The sequence below is a fragment of the Sphingomonas sp. genome, assembly GCF_040398505.1.
In the GTDB taxonomy this organism is placed as follows: Bacteria; Pseudomonadota; Alphaproteobacteria; order Sphingomonadales; family Sphingomonadaceae; genus Sphingomonas.
Window position 1 is genome coordinate 1 of sequence record NZ_JBBATX010000045.1, and the last position, 20,376, is coordinate 20,376.

The 20,376-nt window shown below is 65.9% G+C and carries 19 protein-coding genes; 11 read left to right on the forward strand and 8 right to left on the reverse strand.

Annotation, left to right across the window (positions count from 1 at the left end; all coding sequences use genetic code 11):
- From pheT to rpmI, 4 genes are all read right to left on the reverse strand, one after another.
- Positions 1–2,237, reverse strand: a 2,237-nt coding sequence (gene pheT, locus ABWP09_RS07615) for a phenylalanine--tRNA ligase subunit beta (RefSeq protein ID WP_353204548.1), incomplete at its 3' end; no start/stop codon positions are given.
- Positions 2,234–3,385 (reverse strand): phenylalanine--tRNA ligase subunit alpha, encoded by a 1,152-nt coding sequence (gene pheS / locus ABWP09_RS07620; protein ID WP_353204549.1) that lies wholly within the window; start codon positions 3,383–3,385, stop codon positions 2,234–2,236. The genes pheS and pheT, both read right to left, overlap by 4 nt.
- A gap of 175 nt (positions 3,386–3,560) precedes the next feature.
- On the reverse strand, positions 3,561–3,926 hold the full coding sequence (gene rplT, locus ABWP09_RS07625) for a 50S ribosomal protein L20 (RefSeq protein ID WP_176497693.1): 366 nt from the start codon (positions 3,924–3,926) through the stop codon (positions 3,561–3,563).
- A gap of 17 nt (positions 3,927–3,943) precedes the next feature.
- Positions 3,944–4,147: a 50S ribosomal protein L35 gene (rpmI, locus tag ABWP09_RS07630; RefSeq protein WP_010184218.1), complete on the reverse strand. Its 204-nt coding sequence runs from the start codon at positions 4,145–4,147 to the stop codon at positions 3,944–3,946.
- A 184-nt stretch (positions 4,148–4,331) separates the two neighbouring features.
- On the opposite strand from rpmI, the gene ABWP09_RS07635 reads away from it, so the two are divergent.
- From ABWP09_RS07635 to ABWP09_RS07645, 3 genes are all read left to right on the forward strand, one after another.
- Positions 4,332–5,246, forward strand: a complete 915-nt coding sequence (locus ABWP09_RS07635; RefSeq protein WP_353204550.1) for a sulfite exporter TauE/SafE family protein — start codon at positions 4,332–4,334, stop codon at positions 5,244–5,246.
- Between the two features lie 38 nt (positions 5,247–5,284).
- Positions 5,285–6,013 carry a TIGR02186 family protein gene (locus ABWP09_RS07640; protein ID WP_502959776.1) on the forward strand — a complete coding sequence of 243 codons (729 nt, stop codon included), beginning with the start codon at positions 5,285–5,287 and terminating at the stop codon, positions 6,011–6,013.
- A 62-nt stretch (positions 6,014–6,075) separates the two neighbouring features.
- The gene (locus ABWP09_RS07645; protein WP_353204552.1) at positions 6,076–7,734 is read left to right on the forward strand and encodes an ATP-binding protein; all 1,659 of its coding nucleotides are present in this window, start codon (positions 6,076–6,078) and stop codon (positions 7,732–7,734) included.
- A gap of 219 nt (positions 7,735–7,953) precedes the next feature.
- On the opposite strand, the gene ABWP09_RS07650 is transcribed toward ABWP09_RS07645, so the two are convergent.
- Complete coding sequence (locus ABWP09_RS07650) at positions 7,954–9,420, reverse strand: M23 family metallopeptidase (protein ID WP_502959777.1); 1,467 nt, start codon at positions 9,418–9,420, stop codon at positions 7,954–7,956.
- A 263-nt stretch (positions 9,421–9,683) separates the two neighbouring features.
- On the opposite strand from ABWP09_RS07650, the gene ABWP09_RS07655 reads away from it, so the two are divergent.
- The 7 genes from ABWP09_RS07655 (at position 9,684) to ABWP09_RS07685 (ending at position 16,817) form a co-directional block, all read left to right on the forward strand.
- A complete protein-coding gene (locus ABWP09_RS07655; RefSeq protein ID WP_353204554.1) occupies positions 9,684–12,215 on the forward strand; it encodes a helicase-related protein in 2,532 nt (843 codons plus the stop codon).
- Positions 12,205–12,531, forward strand: coding sequence for an RNA-binding S4 domain-containing protein (locus ABWP09_RS07660; RefSeq protein WP_353204555.1), 327 nt, complete (start codon positions 12,205–12,207; stop codon positions 12,529–12,531). Before ABWP09_RS07655 ends, ABWP09_RS07660 begins: the two co-directional genes overlap by 11 nt.
- Before the next feature lie 34 nt (positions 12,532–12,565).
- The gene (fdxA, locus tag ABWP09_RS07665; RefSeq protein WP_353204556.1) at positions 12,566–12,907 is read left to right on the forward strand and encodes a ferredoxin FdxA; all 342 of its coding nucleotides are present in this window, start codon (positions 12,566–12,568) and stop codon (positions 12,905–12,907) included.
- A 363-nt stretch (positions 12,908–13,270) separates the two neighbouring features.
- Complete coding sequence (locus ABWP09_RS07670) at positions 13,271–13,804, forward strand: CarD family transcriptional regulator (RefSeq protein WP_353204557.1); 534 nt, start codon at positions 13,271–13,273, stop codon at positions 13,802–13,804.
- A gap of 138 nt (positions 13,805–13,942) precedes the next feature.
- Positions 13,943–15,241, forward strand: coding sequence for an NRAMP family divalent metal transporter (locus ABWP09_RS07675; RefSeq protein ID WP_353204558.1), 1,299 nt, complete (start codon positions 13,943–13,945; stop codon positions 15,239–15,241).
- A 98-nt stretch (positions 15,242–15,339) separates the two neighbouring features.
- Positions 15,340–16,053, forward strand: coding sequence for a head GIN domain-containing protein (locus tag ABWP09_RS07680; RefSeq protein WP_353204559.1), 714 nt, complete (start codon positions 15,340–15,342; stop codon positions 16,051–16,053).
- 38 nt (positions 16,054–16,091) lie between these two features.
- Positions 16,092–16,817 carry a GIN domain-containing protein gene (locus ABWP09_RS07685; RefSeq protein WP_353204560.1) on the forward strand — a complete coding sequence of 242 codons (726 nt, stop codon included), beginning with the start codon at positions 16,092–16,094 and terminating at the stop codon, positions 16,815–16,817.
- Here the strand turns inward: ABWP09_RS07685 and ABWP09_RS07690 are convergent.
- Positions 16,810–17,229, reverse strand: a complete 420-nt coding sequence (locus tag ABWP09_RS07690) for a DUF1489 family protein (RefSeq protein ID WP_353204561.1) — start codon at positions 17,227–17,229, stop codon at positions 16,810–16,812. The two genes, ABWP09_RS07685 and ABWP09_RS07690, sit on opposite strands and share 8 nt — an antisense overlap.
- A gap of 24 nt (positions 17,230–17,253) precedes the next feature.
- A complete protein-coding gene (mgtE, locus tag ABWP09_RS07695) occupies positions 17,254–18,654 on the reverse strand; it encodes a magnesium transporter (protein WP_353204562.1) in 1,401 nt (466 codons plus the stop codon).
- A gap of 138 nt (positions 18,655–18,792) precedes the next feature.
- On the opposite strand from mgtE, the gene ABWP09_RS07700 reads away from it, so the two are divergent.
- The gene (locus tag ABWP09_RS07700; RefSeq protein WP_353204563.1) at positions 18,793–19,251 is read left to right on the forward strand and encodes a peptidylprolyl isomerase; all 459 of its coding nucleotides are present in this window, start codon (positions 18,793–18,795) and stop codon (positions 19,249–19,251) included.
- 140 nt (positions 19,252–19,391) lie between these two features.
- On the opposite strand, the gene ABWP09_RS07705 is transcribed toward ABWP09_RS07700, so the two are convergent.
- Positions 19,392–20,376, reverse strand: a 985-nt coding sequence (locus ABWP09_RS07705) for a TonB-dependent receptor (RefSeq protein ID WP_353204564.1), incomplete at its 5' end; no start/stop codon positions are given.

Sequence of the window (20,376 nt, forward strand, 5' to 3'; positions counted from 1 at the left end):
CCGACGAAGACATCGAACAGCCGCGCGGCGACGATGCTGGCCTTGTCGGCGCCCTTGACCGCGCGGACCAGCGCATCCGCCGCGAGCGCATCGGGCACGAGGAAGGCGAAATCGCGGCGGACCGCCTGCAGCGCGGGCGGGGCATAGGGCGCGCGGGCGAAGCTGCTCGTGCGCTTGGCCGGGAGCGCATCGAGGTAAAGCTCGACCGCGGCGACGGGGCCATCGAGATCGAACGCGCGGCAGGTCAGCGGATGAACCATGCCGAACGCCGCGAGCACCGTCTTGGGCCCGAGCCGCAGCGTGCCCGATTGGCCGGGGTGCCAGGCGTCGCCCGCCTCGCCCATGACCTGAAGGTTATCGACCGGTGCGCCGGCCGCGGCGAGCAGCGCCAGCGCCTCGGCCTTGGCATCGAACGCGTCGAAGGCGCTGGCCTTGCCCTCCTGCCAGCCGCGCGCGCGATTCTCGCCCGCCAGCACCACGCCGAGCGTCGTGCGCTCGCCCTCGGCCAGATAACGGCGGCCGAGTTCGAACAGCCGCACGCCGGGGGCGCCGCGCTTCATGTTGCGCTCGGCCGCGGCGAACAGGCCGGGGAGCAGCGAGGGGCGCATGACCTTCAATTCCTCGCTGATCGGATTGGCGAGGGTCCACGCACCGCCGCCGATCGCGCTCGCTTGCGCGTCGGACAGGAAGCTCCAGGTGATCGCTTCGTTCAGCCCCCGCGCGGCGGCGGCGCGGCGGACGCGGCTTTCGAGCGCCTGCGCGGGCGTCGCGGTCGGCTTGGCCACCCCGGGGGTGCGCGGCAGCGGCGTCGCGGGGACGCGATCAATGCCTTCGATCCGGATCACCTCCTCGACCAGGTCGGCGGGACCGTCGATATCACGCCGCCAGGTCGGGATCGTCACGGTCCAATCGTCGGCGACGCCGAAGCCGATCCGTTCGAGGATGTCGCGTTGGCGCTCGCGCGACACGACGAGACCGCCAAGCGTTTCGGCCAGAGCCGGATCGTAGCGGACGAAGCGCGGCGTGACCGGCGGCGGGCCCGCCCGCGTGATCGCGCTGGTAGTGCCGCCGCAATGTTCGGTCACCAGCCAGGTCGCGATCGCCAGGCCGGTGTCGAGGAACGCCGGATCGACGCCGCGCTCGAACCGCTGGCGCGCGTCGCTGGTCAGCGCGAGTTTCTGGCCGGTGCGGGCAATGTGATCGGGATCGAAGAAGGCGCATTCGATCAGCACGTCGGCGGTCGACTCCGACACGCTCGAATGCTCGCCGCCCATGATGCCGCCGATATCGTGGACTGCGGCATCGTCGGCGATCACCGTCATCGACGGATCGAGCGGATAGATCTTGCCGTTGAGCGCGAGCACACTTTCGCCAACCGCCGCGCGACGCGCGACGAGCGGGCCGGACAGCTTGGCGCGGTCATAGACGTGCAGCGGGCGACCGAGATCGATCGACAGGAAATTGGTGATGTCGACCAGCACGGAAATCGGTTTCTGGCCGATCGCGGCGAGCTTGCTGCTCATCCATGCCGGGGCTGGACCGTTGGTCACGCCCGAAACGGCTTGCGCGAAGAACGCCGGACAGCCCTCGGGATCGTCGGTGCGGACCTGCGGCGCGGCGTCCGGGCCGTCGACCGGGTCGAGCGTCGCCATGCGATAGACCGCGTCCAGCGGCTTGAGCGTTCCGAGGCCCGCCGCGGCAAGATCGCGCGCGATGCCACGCACCCCCATGCAATCGGGCCGGTTGGGCAGGACGTTGATGTCGATCACCGGATCGTTCAGCGCGGCATAGTCGGGATAGGCCATGCCGACGGGGGCATCGTCGGGCAGTTCGATGATGCCGTCATGCCCGTCGCCCACTTCGAGTTCGCGCGCGCTGCACATCATGCCGTTCGATTCGACGCCGCGAATCGCTGCGACCTTCAGCACCATGCCGTTCGAGGGCACGACCGCGCCCGACGGGCCGAACACGCCGACCATGCCTGCGCGCGCATTGGGCGCGCCGCAGACAACTTGCAGCGGGCCGTCGCCGGCATCGACCGACAGCACTTGCAGCTTGTCGGCCTGCGGGTGCGGCGCGGCGCTGAGCACGCGCGCGACCTTGAACGCGGCGAGCTTGGCGCCGGGATTCTCGACGCCCTCGACCTCCAGGCCGATGCGGGTCAGCGTCTCGACGATGGTGTCGAGCGTGGCGTCGGTGTCGATATGCTCTTTGAGCCAGCCGAGCGTGGTCTTCATGCGCCGACTCCCTGGCTCAATGTGGGGACGTCGAGCGCGGAGAAGCCGTAATGCTTGAGCCAGCGCGCATCGCCTTCGAAGAAGGGGCGCAGATCATCCATGCCGTATTTGAGCATCGCGAGGCGATCGACCCCGACGCCGAAGGCGAAGCCCTGCCATTCGTTGGGATCGAGCCCGCACGCTTCGATCACCCTGGGGTGGACCATGCCGCTGCCGAGCAATTCCATCCAGCCTTCCGAGCCGCCGAGCGTGCGGCGGCCCTTTTCCATCGTCCAGCCGACATCGACTTCGGCCGAGGGTTCGGTGAAGGGGAAATAGCTTGGGCGCAGCCGCAGCACGATGTCGTCGCGCTCGAAGAACGCCTTGAGGAAGGTCTCGAGCGTCCATTTGAGATGGCCGAGCGTGATGCCCTTGTCGATCACGAGGCCTTCGATCTGGTGGAACATCGGCGTGTGCGTGGCGTCCCAATCGGAGCGATAGACGCGGCCCGGCGCGATGATGCGGATCGGGGGTTGCTGGCCCATCATCGTGCGGATCTGGACAGGGGAGGTGTGGGTGCGCAGGACGAACATCTCCCTCTCCCCGCTCGCGGGGAGAGGGGCAGTATCGGGCGATAGCGCATGTGACTGCCCCTCTCCCCGACCCTCTCCCCGGAGGGGAGAGGGAGAAAGATAGAAGGTGTCGTGCATCGCCCGCGCGGGGTGGCTTTCGGGCATGTTGAGCGCGGTGAAATTGTGCCACTGATCCTCGATCTCGGGGCCGGTCGCGACCGCGAAGCCGAGATCGGCGAAGATTTCGGCAAGCTCGTCCATCACCTGGCTGACCGGATGGACCGACCCCTGCGGGGCGGCAGCGGCGGGGAGCGTCATGTCGAGCGTTTCGCTGGCGAGGCGCGCGTCGAGCTCGGCGCGGTCGAGCGCGGCCTTGCGCGTGGCGATCGCGCTGGTGACCGCCTCGCGCAGGCCCTGGATGCGGGGTCCCTCGACCAGCCGCTGATCGGGCGACATGCTGCCCAGTGTCTTGAGCAGCGCGGTGACGCTGCCGGCCTTGCCGAGCGCAGACACGCGGATGGATTCGAGTCCGTCGACGCTGGCGGCGGCGTCGATCGCCGCCATCAAATCACGTTGCAACTGGTCCAGATCAGACATTCAATCACCGTTCGCGCTGAGCTTGTCGAAGCGCCGTACTGCTTCGATGATGCGGTTAGAAGGAAGAACAGGGCTTCGACAAGCTCAGCCCGAACGGAATTTTGGGTTTGCGGCCAAGAAAAAGGGCGCCGGTGTTGCCACCGACGCCCCATTTCGATTCTCGCAGCAGGTCGCCTCAGGCGGCCTGGGGCAGAGCCGCCTTCGCTTGCGCGATGATGCCGCTAAACGCGCCAGCTTCATGCATCGCCAGATCGGCGAGGACCTTGCGGTCGAGCTGGACGCCGGCGAGCTTCAGGCCGTGCATGAACACGCCGTAGGTGAGACCCTCGGCGCGGACAGCGGCGTTGATGCGCTGAATCCACAAAGCGCGGAAGTTGCGCTTGCGGACCTTGCGATCGCGGTAAGCATATTGCCCGGCCTTTTCGACGGCCTGACGGGCGATACGGATCGTGTTCTTGCGACGGCCATAATAGCCCTTCGCCAGATTGAGGATCCGCTTGTGCTTTGCGTGGGTGGTTACACCCCGTTTTACGCGTGCCATTTAATCAGTCCTCCGATTCAGCCGAGACCGTAAGGCGCCCACGCCTTAACGGTGGCCGTGTCGGCCTTGGACAGCAATTTCGTGCCACGGTTCTGGCGGATGTACTTGCTGTTATGGCTCATCAGCCGGTGGCGCTTGCCTGCGACGCCGTGCTTGAGCAGGCCGGTCGCGGTGAGCTTGAAGCGTTTCTTAACGCCGCTCTTCGTCTTGAGTTTGGGCATTTTCGTCCTTTCGTTATCGCGGGCGATTATGAACGGCCTCGGCAGCCCATACCGGCCGGGCAGTTCCTCTGTACACGCGTGAGAGGCGCGTCGCCTACGCGAGAGTCGCGCCAAATGCAACCTTCGGTGAAAAACGCAGACACGCTTTGCGATCCGCCACGCAACGCGGTAACGCTCGACCGCAATGGACATCTACCTGCCCATCGCCAATCTTTCGGTCAACGCGCTCGTCATCGTGTTGCTGGGGGGCGGCGTCGGGTTGCTGTCGGGGATGTTCGGGGTGGGCGGCGGGTTTCTCACCACGCCGCTGCTGATCGTCTACGGCATCCCGCCGACCGTTGCCGCCGCCTCTGCCGCGAGCCAGGTGACCGGTGCCAGCGTTTCGGGCGTGTTCGCGCATGTCCGGCGCAAGGGCGTCGATTTCAAGATGGGCGGCGTGCTGGTCGCGGGCGGGCTGGTCGGATCGGTGTTCGGCGGGTGGATTTTCCGCTTGCTGCAGGCAAGCGGGCAAATCGATACCGTCATCGCGGTCATCTATGTGTTGCTGCTGGGCTCGATCGGCGCGCTGATGGCGAGCGAATCGTGGGGCGAGATCCGGCGACAACGCAGCGGCGAGCCACCCCGCCCGCGCAAGCGCCGCCACCACCCGCTCGTCGCTTCGCTGCCGTTGCGCACGCGCTTTTACCGATCGGGCCTGTACATCTCGCCGCTCGCGCCGCTGATTCTCGGCTTCGGGGTCGGCATTTTGACGATCCTGCTCGGCGTCGGCGGCGGGTTCATCCTGGTGCCGGCGATGCTCTATCTGCTCGGCATGACGACGCAAGTCGTGGTCGGCACCTCGCTGTTCCAGACGCTGTTCGTGACCGCAATGGCGACGATGGTGCATGCGACGACGACCAAGGCGGTCGATATCGTGCTGGCGGCGCTGCTGCTGCTCGGATCGGTTGCGGGCGCGCAAGTCGGCGCACGGCTGGCGAGCAAGGCGAAGCCCGAATATCTGCGCCTTGCGCTGGCGGTGATTGTGCTGCTGGTTGCGGGGCGGATCGCGCTTGGCCTCGGCTGGCGACCCGATGAGATCTATTCGGTCGAGCTGTCGTGAGGAAAGGCTGGCTGGCGCTGCTGCTCGCGCCCTTGCTGATGGCGCAATCGGCGTCAAAGCCGGTGCTGGTACCCGACGTGTCGCAGCGCGATATCGAGATTCAGTACAGCTTCACCGGCGCCAACCTGTTGCTGTTCGGCGCGATCCTGTATCCACAGGGACGTTTGCCGAACGATGACAAGCCGACCGATATCGTGGTGGTGGTCAAAGGGCCGACGCAATCGATTCTGGTGCGCGAGAAGGACAAATTGGGCGGGCTGATCTGGGTCAATGCCAGTCGCTTGCGCTATCGCTCCGCCCCCAGTTTCTACGCGATCGCATCGTCCAAGCCGATCGAACAGATGCTCGATGCCCGCACCCGGGCGATTTACGAGCTTGGCGTGTCGAGCCTGCAACTGTCCCCAGCGTCGAATGCGCCGCTGACCGAGCAGGACCGCTTCGCGCGCGGGCTGGTCGAGCTCAGGGCGCGCTCGGGGCTCTATGTCGAGGCGCCGGGCGCGGTCGAGATCACCGATGGCGTGCTCTACCGTGCGCGCGTGCAGATTCCGGCGCGCGTACCGGTCGGGCGCTTTACCGCGGAAACTTTCCTGATCCGCGACGGGCGCGTGCTCGCGGCGGCGACGCGCGATATCGACATTCGCAAATCGGGCTTCGAACGCTTCGTCGCGCGCTCGGCCGACCGCCATGCGATCCTGTACGGGCTGGTTGCAGTGGCGCTGTCGGTGCTGTTCGGTTGGGCCGCGGGGCAAATCGCGCGGAGATTCTGACACCCAATCTTTACGGGTGATCCGCCATAGCATTCCGCTGACACGCGCGGGGAATGCCACGAATGACCGAAATGCAGGGTGCCCAGGTTTTCGCGCACGCCGCCCCACTGGCGGCGGTCACCTGTATCGGCATGGTGTTCGAAATCGGCGGATCGAGGAGCATGGTGATGCTCGACCCGCACGCGCTCGATACGACGCTGGCGCATGTCGACCCGGTGATCGCCAGCGCCGGTTCGGTCGGCAGCCAGATCAAGATGCGCGTCGGCGGGAGCTGGCTGATCGCCAATATCCGGTCGCTGAAAATGGTCGACGGACATGACGACCGAATCGCCGCGCACGTCGATTTTCTCGGCGAGGGCGACGAGGAGAAATTGACCGGCAAGCTCTACAAATTCCGCCGCGGTGTGACGCGCTATCCCACCCCTGGCTGCGCGGTCTATCCCGTCTCGACCGCCGATCTGAAACAGATTTACGCCGCCGATGACCGCGCCAATATCGAAATCGGCACGGTCTATCCGACCAAGGACATTCGTGCCGCGCTCTATGTCGATGCGATGCTCGGCAAGCATTTCGCGCTGCTCGGCTCGACCGGGACCGGCAAATCGACCGCCGCCGCCTTGATCCTGCACCGCATTTGCGAGCTCAGCCCGCAAGGGCATGTCGTGATGATCGATCCGCACGGCGAATATGCCGCCGCCTTCAAGGGCAATGGCGCGATCTACGACGTCGGCAATCTGCAAATGCCGTATTGGCTGATGAATTTTGAAGAGCATTGCGAGGTGTTCGTCACCTCCGCGGGCTCCGAAAAGCAGATCGATGCCGACATCCTCGCCAAATGCCTCTTGCTCGCGCGCGGGAAAAGCCGGTTGGGGCAAGAGATTTCCAAACTGACGGTCGACGCGCCGATCCCCTATCTGCTGAGCGACCTGACCAATTTGATTCAGCTCGAAATGGGCAAGATGGACCGCGCGGGCGACACCGCGCCGTATCTGCGGCTGAAGACTAAGATCGACGAGATCAAGGCCGATCCGCGCTATGGCTTCATGTTTTCCGGGATGCTCGTCGCCGATACGATGGCGGGGTTCCTTGAGCGGATTTTCCGCCTGCCCGGCGAGGGCAAGCCGATCTCGATCATCGACGTATCGGGCGTGCCGAGCGAAATCACCTCGGTGGTGGTCGCGGTGCTCAGCCGGATGGTGTTCGACTTCGCGATCTGGTCGCGCGGCGAGCCGCAGCGCCCGATCCTGCTCGTGTGCGAGGAAGCGCATCGCTACATTCCGGCTGGCAGCGACAGTGCCGGCGGCGGCGCATCGAGCGTCAGGCGAATCCTCAGCCGGATCGCCAAGGAAGGCCGCAAATATGGCGTCTCGCTCGGCCTGATCACGCAGCGCCCGTCGGATCTGGCGGAAGGCGTGCTGTCGCAGTGCGGCACGATCATCGCGATGCGCCTCAACAACGATCGCGACCAGGCGTTCGTCCGCGCGGCGATGCCCGAGGGCGCACGTGGCTTCCTCGACGCGATCCCGGCCTTGCGCAACCGCGAGTGCATCATTTGCGGCGAGGGTGTCGCGATCCCGATCCGCGTCTCGTTCGATGCGCTGGACGATGACAAGCGCCCCGCATCGGACGATCCGATCTTCTCGCAACTGTGGCGCGAGACGGGTGGCGAGAGCGAGATCATCGCGCGCACGCTGAAACGGTGGCGCTCGCAGGGGCGGTAGGTTTCCGGCTGCGAGAAGAAGGAAGAAGGCTGGTTCGCGCGGAGGCGCGGAGACGCGGAGACTACCCAGCTCAGCGGTCAGCAGACTTTACCAACAGCGATACGAGTTCGAGCGGGAGAATAGGGAGGGCTGTCGCCCTTCTTCTCCGCGTCTCCGCGTCTCCGCGCGAACCAACCTTCATCTTGGGATTGAAGCGCTAACGGCAACGAAAGTGCATGCTTACGCCCCCGGCTTCACCGCGAGCAGCCCCGCCACCTTCGCCTTGAACGCGCGCAATTGTTCGCCCGAAAGCGTGGCGATGCTTGAGAAGGAGAAGCCGCGCGGGTTGACCGCAATGCCGCCGCGCAACACTTCCCAATGCAGATGCGGGCCGGTCGACAGCCCGCTATTGCCCGAATAGCCAATGACCTGCCCACGCGCGACGCGCTGGCCCGAGCGCGCCGCGAAACGGCTGAGATGGCCGTAGCAGGTGACGATATTGCCGCCATGCGCCATTTTGATGTAATTGCCATAACCGCCACTGCGCCCGGCATAGACGATCGTGCCATCGGCCGGCGCGTGGATCGGCGTGCCCCATGGCGTGCCGATATCGATCCCCTTATGCATCCTCGTGAAGCCGAGCAGCGGGTGGAAGCGCATCCCGAAGGACGAGGTTACGCGTGCCATCGACACGGGCATGGTGAAGGTGCCCTGGCGCTCGGCCTGGCCGGTCGCTTCATACCAGGTGCCGTCATTCCATTGCACCAATTGCGTTTTCTTCTGGCCGTGATCGAGCCCGGCAAACAGCAGATTGCCGATCTGCGTCTCGCCCGTTGCAGCGCGTTTGCGGTCGATCACGAAATCGTAGCGGTCGCCCGCGCCGATCTGTCCGATCGCGAATTTGCTGTTGATCGCGCGGATATAGGTTTCGACGACCTTGGCCGGGATACCCGCCGCACGCGCCGAGCGGTACAGGCTGCTGCCGACCACGCCCTGAATGCGCAGCGGCGTATTGTCGATCGCGATGACTTGGCGGCTGAGCACGAGGCCGTCGCCGACACGCTTGAGCGACAGTTCGAGATCGAAGCGCGCACGCAGCGCGAGCGCTTCGAGGGGGCGCGCAACGGTTTTGTTCGGGCGACGGCCGAGCGTCATCGGAATTTGCTTGCCGGGCGTCAGATCCCCCAGCGGAACCGCGCCCGCGATCAGCGCGACCGCATCCTGCGCATCGCGTTCGGAGAGCCCGGCGCGTTGCAGGACGGCACCGAGACTGTCGCCATGCCCGATCGTCGCGGTGCGCTCCTCGATCGGGCGTTCGGGTGCTTCGGTGAGCGGGACGACGAGATCGTTCGCGGCCATGTGGCGACCGGTATCGGCGCCCCAGGCGAGCGGCGCGATCGCCAGGGCGCGCGCTTCGTCGCGGTCGCTGCCGCTGAGCGCGGCCGGCACGGACCCGAGAATAGGATTGGCGATCGGGGGTGCCAGGGCGATGGCCGTGGCGCACAAGGCGGCACAGGTCGCTGCCCCGCGCCACCACTCGAGCGAGCCGATGCGCGATCCGAGATCGGGCACCCAGTCGATCCGCAGCGCCGCCGCGCGCAGTCTGTCGAGCGCACCGAGTTCGACGACCGGCACGAAGGCGCGACCGAACGACACGGCGGCGGTGCCACCGGCTTGCTCGAACCCATGATCGTCACGCAAGAACAAGGCGTTTGTGCCCCCGAAATATTTCGAAACCGCTGCCGTCACGCCCCGCAGCGTGGAGCCACTCGACTGTGGCCATCAAAGCCTAAAGTCAAATTAACCGCTGTCCCATGAAGACACACTCACGGCAGAGCGTTGCGATGCTGCGGCGAGGTGTTGGAACCGACGGTAAGCCTTGTGTTTTTACAGGGTTAATGCGGAGCGGCAGAGCGTATTTACCCTTAGCGGTTGCGCGAGTGGCCCAGGCACGCGATGTTTGTTGCGTCATGAACCGCCACGATGAGCATCAGGTCACCGCAGTCCTCGGGCCGACCAACACCGGCAAGACGCATTTGGCGGTCGAGCGGATGTGCGGCCATTCGAGCGGAATGATCGGCTTCCCGCTGCGGCTTCTCGCGCGAGAGGTTTATGATCGGGTGGTAAAGCTGAAAGGCGCGAACCGCGTTGCGCTGATCACCGGCGAGGAAAAGATCGTTCCCAAGGATGCGCGCTGGTTCCTGTGCACGGTGGAATCGATGCCGCTCGAGAAGGATCTGGCGTTCGTCGCGGTCGACGAGGCGCAATTGGGCGCGGACCCCGAGCGCGGGCATGTCTTCACCGACCGGATTCTGCGCGCTCGCGGGCGCGACGAAACGATGCTGCTGGGGTCGGAGGCGCTGCGCCCGATGCTCAAGGCGCTGGTGCCGAAGATCGAGATCATCAACCGACCACGTTTTTCGACGCTGACCTATGCAGGGGCCAAGAAGATCAGCCGCTTGCCCAAACGCTCGGCGATCGTCGCGTTCAGCGCCGAAGAAGTCTATGCCGTGGCCGAGATGCTGCGGCGGCTGCGCGGCGGTGCGGCGGTGGTGATGGGCGCGCTCTCACCGCGCACGCGCAACGCGCAAGTCGCGATGTTCCAGGCGGGCGAAGTCGATTATCTGGTCGCGACCGATGCGATCGGCATGGGGCTCAACATGGATGTGGCGCACGTCGCCTTTGCCAGCCTCAACAAGTTCGACGGCCGCCGCCAGCGCCGCCTGACCGTCGCCGAAATGGCGCAGATTGCGGGGCGCGCCGGACGGCACCAGCGTGACGGCACGTTCGGCGCTTTGGTCGAGGAAGGGCCGGGTGCGTTCACGCCCGAGGAAGTGCTCAGCATCGAGGAACACCGCTTCCCGCCACTCGAACAGCTGTACTGGCGGCAGGGCGAGCCCGATTATAGCAGCGTCGCGGCGTTGATCGACAGTCTGGAAGCCCGTCCGTCGCACCGCGTGCTGTGGGCGGCGCCGCAAGCGGTCGATCTGGCGGTGCTGAAGCGCATGGCAACCGAGGATTGGGTGCGCGATCGCGCGCGCTCCCCGGCGATGGTCGCGCGGCTGTGGGCAGCGTGCGGTCTGCCCGATTTCCGCAAAGTCGGGGTCGATCCGCATACACGCTTCATCGAGCGACTGTTTCGCTATCTGAGCGAAGGGATGGGCCATGTCCCGCGCGACTGGTTCGCCGCCGAAATCGCGCGGCTCGACAATGTCGCAGGGGATGTCGCGACGCTGGCGGGGCGGATAGCGGCGGCGCGGAGCTGGTCGTACATCGCCAACCGCGCCGACTGGCTCGCCGATCCGGCGCATTGGGCGGCGCGCGCGGGTGCGATCGAGGAACGATTGTCCGATGCGCTGCATGCGAGCCTGACGCAGCGCTTCGTCGACAAGCGCACGACGCTGCTGATGCGCCAGATCGGGGCCGATCCGCGCGCGCTGCCGGTCGTGATCGGGCCGGAGGGCGAAGTGCTGGTCGAGGATCATGCGATCGGGCGGCTCGACGGATTTCGCTTTATCGTCGCAGGCGATGCGCGCGCGGCGGACAAGCGCTTGCTGCTGGCGGCGGCCGAGCGGCGGCTGGGCGACGAACGCGCGCGGCGCGGGAACGCGCTCGCCGAAGCGGGGGACGACGATCTGGCGCTTGCCGCCGAGCCCGGCACGGTGCCGACGCTGCGCTGGCTCGATCTGGCAGTTGCGACGCTGGGGCCGGGGCCGACTGTGCTGCGGCCACGCGTGCTGCTCGACCGTGCGCTCGATTGCCTGAGCGTCGAGCTGCGCGCGCGGATCGAAACGCGGCTGCGTGACTGGCTGGCGGGGCAGCTCAAGCGTGCGCTGCCGGGGCTGGTGGTGCTCGATGCGGTGCAGCGCGATCCTGCCGCCACGCCCGCGTCGCGCGCGGTCGCGGCCGCTTTGGTCGCGCAAGGCGGCCTTGTTTCACGCGCTGAGATCGCGGTGGCGGTCGATGGGCTCGATGCGGTGGCGCGGAAAGCGTTTCGCGCGGCGGGGGTGACGATCGGTGCGCTCGACCTGTTCGATTCGCGCGTGCTGAAGCCCGGTCCTGCGCGGTGGCGGCGCGCCTTGCTGGCGGCGCGGCAGGGTGGCGCGGTCACGGCTGGCGCGCAGCCGGGCGCGACGGTGCTGGGGCGTGGCGCAGCCGGCGCGACGCTCGATCACGGCTATCGCCCGGTCGGCGACCAAACGGTGCGGGTCGACCTGATCGAGCGCATCGCGCGCGCCGCACACGACGCGCGCGGCACGTCAAGCGGGCGGGGGGACGGCCGCAAGCCGTTCATGCTCGATCCGGCGCTGGCGCTGTCGATGGGGCTGACGCGACCGACACTCGAGCGGTTGATGGCGGGGTTCGGCTTCCGTCCCGCCGCCAGCCCCGACGATGCGCCGCGCTGGACGTGGCGGGGGCGCCCGCCCGTACCGGTGACGCCCCCGCCCAAGGACAATGCTTTCGCCGCGCTGGCGGCGCTGACGGCACCCCTTGGGATCTAGCGCGGGCAATGCGATCCGGCTCGACCGGTTCCTGTGCTTTGCGCGAATCGTCAAGACGCGCGGGCAAGCGCAGGAGATGGCGGAGAGCGGGCATGTGCGGATTGACGGACGCGCGGTGGACAAAGCGGCGACGCCGGTGCGGATCGGCTGCATCATCGCCTTTGCGACGCCCGGCGGGCGCGTCCGCGCGCTGCGGATCGTCACGCTGCCGGTCCGTCGTGGCCCGAGCGAAGAGGCGCGGCGCTGTTATGACGAGCTGATCGAAAATGCGCGCGCGACCCGCGCGGGCGTTGACGCCGCCAGCGCTCGCGCATAGCAGCATCGCTGTTCGTTGCTCCGGGAGTGTTTCAATGACCTACGTCGTCACCGACGCCTGTATCAAGTGCAAGTACATGGATTGCGTCGAAGTGTGCCCGGTCGATTGCTTCTATGAAGGCGAGAACATGCTGGTGATCAATCCCAGCGAGTGCATCGATTGCGGCGTGTGCGAACCCGAATGCCCGGCCGAAGCGATCTTGCCCGATACCGAAAGCGGGCTCGAACAGTGGCTCGAGGTCAACACCGCTTATTCCGCCGAGTGGCCCAACGTGACGCGCAATAATGGACAGACCCCAGCGGATGCCGATGCGTTCAAGGGCCTGGAGGGCAAGTTCGACAAATTCTTCTCGCCGGAACCCGGCAAGGGCGACTGACCGACGCAGACGCGGCCACGCCCGCGCCGATGCGGCAACGCCGCAGCGTCGGTCGCGGACGGCGGGTCGGCTCGAGCCGAACCCGGCCGACGGCGTTGCCGACGGCTCGCACAGAAAAATTCCCGTTTCGAGCCACCAAACCGAAACAAACCCGACGCATTTGCGCGTTACCGCGGTGCATTGTGCCACGCGACGCTGGTAATTTTATTACGGCTGTGTTAAACAGCCTCCGACGGAAGCGTATCCCATGCGCGTTTTCCGGCACGGAGACGTAAACAACCCACACCCCGCGCGCGCCGATGCAGCCTTGCTGCCGCAGGTGCGTTGCCCCGGTATACCCGGTCCACAGAAAGGTCTTACGGAATGGCTGCCAAGGCGCTGTCCTTCGACGTCGGCGATTATGTCGTTTACCCCAAGCACGGCGTTGGCCGTGTGATCGAACTGCAACGGCAGGAAATCGCCGGGATGCAGCTCGAACTGTACGTTCTGCGCTTCGAGAAAGAACGCATGACGTTGCGCGTTCCGACCAACAAGGCCGAAAGCGTCGGTATGCGCAAGCTCAGCAGCGACAAGACGCTGCGCGAGGCGCTCGACACGTTGACCGGCAAGCCGCGCGTGAAACGCACGATGTGGTCGCGTCGCGCGCAGGAATATGAAGCGAAGATCAATTCGGGCGACCTCGTGTCGATCGCCGAAGTGGTCCGCGACCTGTTCCGCGCCGAGGACCAGCCCGAGCAGAGCTATTCCGAACGGCAGATCTTCGAAGGCGCGACCAGCCGCCTCGCGCGCGAACTCGCCGCGATGGAACAAGTCGACGAGCCGACCGCCCAGGAAAAGATCCTCGACATCCTGCGCAAGGCAGCGGCGATCCACAATAAGGACAAGGCCGCAGCCTGATCCGGTTTCTGGGTCATCTGAGCGAAAACGGGGGCGGCTGGCGACAGTCGCCCCTTTTCGGTTCTGCGGGATGCGATCGGTCGGTTCGATCATGACCCGCGCGTTGCCACGCGACGCGGAGCGTGCCACGATAGCATCGTGCCCGACGCTTTTGACGCCGATACCGACTCCGTTCGCGGATTTCGGGCGTTCCTGAAGACACTTGGGCCAGGCCTGATTACCGGCGCAGCGGATGACGACCCGAGCGGAATCGGCACGCATAGCCAGGTCGGTGCCGAGTTCGGCTATGGTCTGGCCTGGACCTTCGTCCTCAGCTTCCCCTTGATGGTGGCGATCCAGCAAATTGCCGCAGAGATTGGCCGCGTCACGGGGGCCGGCATCGCGCGCAACCTGCGGCGGCATTATCCGCGCCCGATCCTGTGGGTGATGGTTACGCTGTTGCTGATCGCCAACATCGTCAATCTCGGTGCCGATCTGAGCGCGATGGGCGCGGCGCTGAAACTGCTGATCGGTGGCAATGGCGCGCTCTACACGCTGCTGTTCGGCATCTTGTGCATCGTTCTGGAAGTCGGTTTGAGTTACCCGCGCTATGCCGCGATCCTGAAATGGACGACGCTGTCGCTGTTCACGTATGTCGCGGTGGTGGTGGTGGCCCATGTGCCGTGGGCGCACGCGCTACGGTCGCTCATCGTCCCCGAAGTGCAATTCAATATCGCGTACGCAACCGCGTTCGTGGCGATCCTCGGCACGACGATCAGCCCGTATCTGTTCTTCTGGCAGGCCGGGCAAGAAATCGAGGAACAGCATCGCCACCACGCCAAGCCGCTGTGCCTGACCGCGAAGGCCGCCGGACCCGAGTTGCGCCGGATCCGGATCGATACCCTGACGGGCATGGCGTTCAGCACGCTGATCTCGCTGGCGATCGTGTTCGCGACGGCAGCGACGCTGCATGCCAATGGCGTGCGCGACATCACGACCTCCTCGCAGGCGGCCGAGGCGCTGCGCCCGATCGCAGGGCAGTTCGCCTTCGTGATGTTCGCAGCCGGGGTGATCGGCACGGGATTGCTCGCGGTGCCGGTGCTGGCCGGATCGGCCGCCTATGCCGTCACGGAAATGGCGGGGGTGGCCGGCAGCCTCGACGCAAAGCCGCTGTCCGCGCGGCTCTTTTATGGGACGATCGCGGCAACGACGCTTGCCGGATCATCGCTCAACGCGGTCGGCATCGATCCCGCGCGTGCGCTGTATTGGGCGGCGGTCGTCAACGGCATCCTTGCCGGTCCGCTGATGGTGGTGATGATGCTGATCGTGCGCAATCCGCGCGCAATGGGGCGGTTGACGATCGCGCGCGAACAGGTGATTTTCGGCTGGGCGGCCACCGCCGTCATGATCGCCGCCTCGCTGCTGTTCCTCGGGTTCGTGATCCGCGGCGTGGTCTGAGGCAGGCTGGCCGCTGGCGGGTTCGCCCCCGGACTTGCATACCGTCCGATTCGGTGTATTGTAATAGCAACACACAGGAGGTTCCCATGCGCGCACTCATGCTTCTTCTCATCGTGCCGCTCGCAGCGTGCTCGGTCGATAGCGACGCGTCGCGACCGGGCGTCGCCGGATCGGGCAGCGGCACGACGCGGACCTTCGCAGTGGCCGATTTCACCGCGCTATCGCTGCGGGGCTCGGATGATGTCGATGTCCGCGTCGGCACCGGCTTCTCGGTCCGCGCCGAGGGGCCGAGCAAGGAGCTCGACAAGCTCAAGATCGAGCGCGTTGGCGATACGCTGCGGATCGGACGCAAGAACCGCAGCGGCTTCAGCTGGGGCGACAGCGACGATGTAAAGGTGTTCGTGACGATGCCGCGAGTCGCTGCGGCGACGATCGCCGGATCGGGCGAGATGGTGATCGATCGCGTCGAGGGAGAACGCTTCGTCGGCGACGGCGCCGGTTCGGGGAGCCTGAACATCGCGATGCTCGGCGTGCGCGAAGCCAAGCTGTCGCTGGCGGGTTCGGGGGACATGACGCTGAAAGGCAGTGCCGAGCGGCTTACGATCGACATTGCCGGGTCGGGCGATGTCGATGCGTCGAGCGTCAAAGCCAATGCGGCCGCCGTCGCGGTGATGGGATCGGGCGGCGTCCGTGCCAATGTTACCGGCCCGGCGACGGTATCGGTGATGGGATCGGGCGATGTCGATCTTGGTAAGGGCGCCAAATGTTCGATCACCAAGATGGGATCGGGCGAGGTGAAATGCGGCGGGTAAGGCTTGCCTGAAGCCATGATTGGGGTGATGCGGGGGGCATGAAAGCCCTGCTCCTTCGCCTTGTGCCGCTCGCCCTGATTTTTGGTGCCCCGGCACAAGCGGCGGAGCGCAGCATCGTCGTCACCAGCTTCGATCGGCTGCGCGTCGACGGGCCCTTCGACGTGCGCGTGGCGACGCGGCGGCCACCCTCCGCGCGGGTCGCGGGCACGATCCGCGCCTCCGAAGCGGTCGCGGTGCGCGTCGAGGGTACCACGCTGATCGTCAGCACCGGACCCAAAGGCTGGGACGAAGTCCCCGTGATCGGCAAACCGAGCGCGCCGATCGTCTATCTCGGCACGCTGACGCTGCGCAGCGCAACCGTCATCGGCGGCGGGCAGGTGCAGGTCGACGGGCCGTTACGCGGACAGCGGATCGATCTGCAAGTCACTGGCAGCGGCGGACTGGTGATCGGTGCGCTGGATGCCGATCAGCTCAACGCGACGCTGCTCGGGCCGGGTACGATGACGCTCGGCGGGCGCGGCGCGCGCGTGCGGCTGATCGGCAGCGGGCCGGGCCGGATCGATGCGGGCGCTTTGCGCGGCGATGACGTGACGGTGCGGCTGGAAGGTCCGGGTGCGATCGCGGCGCAGGCGCGCTACACCGCCGATGCGATCAGCACCGGAATCGGCGCGATCACGATTTACGGCAAGCCGGCGTGCAAGGTGAAGGCGGCGGCCGGCGGGCCGATCAACTGTGGCGCAATCGCAGTGCCACCGGTCAAATAAGCCCAAGCGCGGCGAGCTTGCCGATCAGCCCGACGGGCATCGCATCGCCCGCCAGCACGCCCTCCCCGAGATCGGCCGGCGCGTCGGCGGCCTCGAGATAGCGCCAGCCCTGATGCGCGCGCTTGGGGCGACCTTCGGTCAGCACCAGCGCCGGGTCGAGATGGATCGCGACGCGCCCGCCCTCGGCCTCCCCGAACTGCAGGATCGGCGAGCGCGCGACGAGCGTGTGCTTGATGATCCAGAACAGCGATCCGCCCGCGTCCGCCTGCGCGCCAACAATATCCGCGTGGCGCTTGGGCAGATAGCGCGTGGTCAGGAAGACCGGCCCGTCGGCGCTACGCTCGCGCAAGCGCGTCGCGAGGTGATCGAGGCTGGTCGCGCCAAAGGCGACCTTGGTCAGGTGAAGCGGCATTGCAAGGATATGCGGTGACGCGCGTCAGGAACCAAGCCCCGCCAGCGCCGCCAGGCCGAGAAACGTGAAGAAACCAAGGCAATCGGTCATCATCGTGACGAAAACCGCCGACGATACCGCCGGATCGACATCCAGCCGGTCGAGCGTCACCGGAATCAGCACCCCCGACAGCCCTGCGACCAGATTGTTGATCAGGATCGCCAGCCCGAACACGATGCCGAGCGGCACATTATGATAGAAGAGGATCGTCCCAAGCCCGATCAACACGCCCAGCACCAGGCCGTTCGCCAGCGCGATGCGGAATTCGCGCACGATCATCCACACCGTATTGGAACTGGTCAGCTGATTGGTGGCGATCGCGCGGACGACCACCGCCAGCGTCTGGGTACCGGCATTGCCGCCCATGCCCGAGACGATCCCCATCAGCGCGGCGAGCAGCGCGAACTTGGCGATTTCAGTCTCGAACAGGCCGACGACGGCGGCGGCAAGCATCGCGGTGCCGAGGTTGATCACCAGCCACAACACGCGCGTGCGCACCGTCAACGCGATCGGCTCGTTAATGTCGCCATCGCCCGCGCCCGACAGGCGCAGAATGTCCTCACCGGCTTCTTCGGAAATGATGTGGACGACATCGTCGACCGTGATCATCCCGACCAGCCGCCCGCCCGGATCGACCACCGCCGCGGAAATCAGCGCATATTTCTGGAAGCGCAGCGCGACCTCTTCCTGATCCATATCGACCGGGATCAGCGTCTGTTCGCGCTTCATCACATCGGCGATGGCGATGCTGCGCGGGGTGCGCAACACCCACGACAAGGCGACCGTGCCGACCGGCTTGTGCGCCGGATCGACCACGAAAATTTCCCAGAAATCGGTGGTCAGCTCGTCATGGCCGCGTAAGTAATCGAGCACGTCGCCGACCGACCAATGTTCGGGCACCGCGATCAGCTCGCGCTGCATCAGGCGGCCGGCTGATTCCTCGGGATAAGAGAGCGCTTCCTCGATCGCAGCGCGATCGTCAGGATCGAGCGCGCGGAGCACTTCGCGCTGATCGGCGGGCTCCATATCCTCGATGATCGCGACGGCGTCGTCAGTGTCGAGCTCGGAGGCGATATCGGCGACTTGCGTTGCCGACAACGCGTCGATCAAATCCTCGCGGACATAATCGTTCATCTCGGCGAACACGTCACCGTCGAGCAAATTGGTGATGGCCGTGGCGAGCGCCGCGCGCGAATCGCGCGGGGTCAATTCGAACAGATCGGCGATATCGGCCGGGTGCAGCGGCTCGACCAGCGCGCGCGCTGCCTCGGCATCGCCGATATCGACCGCATCGAGGACGGCGCGGACGAATTCGGGCTTCAGCCGGTCATCCGCGTCGAGCTGGGTGGTGTCGATCTCGGGTTCGGGAAGGTCGGTCTCGCTCATTTCGGACCTCCAAAGCCAAGCGCGTGGCGCGGTGTAGCGCCGCGCTGTCACAAAGCCAATGCCGGATGCCCAGTGTGGATTTGCCAGCCCAGCATCGCCTCGCTAGGGGGACGCATACCCATGATCAGGAGTGTCCCGATGGCCGATCTACCCGAAACGCTTACCCTTTCGCTCGACAGCGGCGGCGATGTCGTCATCAAGCTGCGCGGCGATCTTGCCCCCAACCATGTCGCGCGGATCGCCGAGCTCGCCAATGACGGCTTTTACGACGGCGTCGTGTTCCACCGCGTGATCGCGGGCTTCATGGCGCAGGGCGGTGATCCGACCGGCACCGGGATGCACGGATCGGACAAGCCCAATCTTGAGCAGGAATTCTCGAAGGAGCCGCACGTCCGCGGAGTCGCATCGATGGCGCGTTCGCAGAGCCCGAATTCGGCCAACAGCCAATTCTTCATCTGCCTCGACGACGCACGCTTCCTCGACAATCAATACACTGTGTGGGGCGAAGTGACGTCGGGCATGGAGCATGTCGACGCGCTGCCCAAGGGCGAGCCGCCGCGTACGCCGGGCAAGATCGTCAAGGCGAGCGCCGTCTGAGCTGACGCCTGCCGCCCCCCCGTTCGCCCTGAGCGTGTCGAAGCGCCAGTGTCACAAGCTTGCCGCGTGCCTCTGGCACGCTGCCCTTCGACAGGCGCAGGGCGAACGGGGTGGGGAATTTCCACCGCATTCGGGCGGTGTCACAACACTTTGCGCACCTGTAGATACGCATAGCGCCCGCGCCGCGTCGCGCGCTCCTCGCGAGAGAGGAGCGGTGCCACGGTGCGCGGGCCGTCATAAACATCGCGCAGTGTCACGCTGCTGCCATTGACGAGATTGCCAAGATCGAGCCGCAGCGTCAGGTCCGGCTTGGGTTTCCATTGGGCATAGACATAGGCGAAGGGCGGCGCGCGCCCGGTGCGTACCTCATCGATGCGATAGCTGGTGATGCGCGCGACGTCGCAGCCATGTTCGAACCCGAACTGGAAGCGCCCGCCCTTCACATCTTGCGTAAAGCCGACATTGCAGTCGAACACCTGCTGATAGGACAGCCGCCGCGACACGCCGGTCAACGGATCGATCACGCTCGACTGCCGGTAGGCGAAATTGAGCTTGAGCAGCCCGTCTTTGAGACCGAGCTTGTCGAACGGCAACGTCAAGGCGGCGCGGACGACGTCCGAGCGGGCATGCCCGATATTGCCGGTCGCATTGAGCCCCCCGACGAGTGGGATCGAATCGATCACATCGAACAGCTCGGTGTGGCGCGCGGTCAGTTCGAACACCCCCTTTTTCCAGAAGCGCCGCTCATACACCGCCTCTGCCGCGATCGAATGCGAGGGGCGCAAATCGGCATTGCCTCCTGAGATGGTCCCGAGCGCGAGATCGCTAGACGCCGCGAAATCACCGAAACTGAGCTGTGCGACCTCCTGCTCGAGCCGCAGCCGGAGTTGATGCCCCTCCTTCGGCAGCCATGTGACCAGCAGTTTTGGCTTGGGAAAAACGAAGTTTCGCGACCGCGCGACATCGCCTGTCTGGCTGATTCGCGAGAGTTCGACGCGCATCGTGCCGTCGATCGTCAGCTTGGGCGACGGACTCCAAATCGCTTGCGCAAAGCCTTCACCCCGCACTTCGCTGACGCGGACCGCCGCATTGGGCAGCGGGATCGCAACGCCACCGGCGGTATAA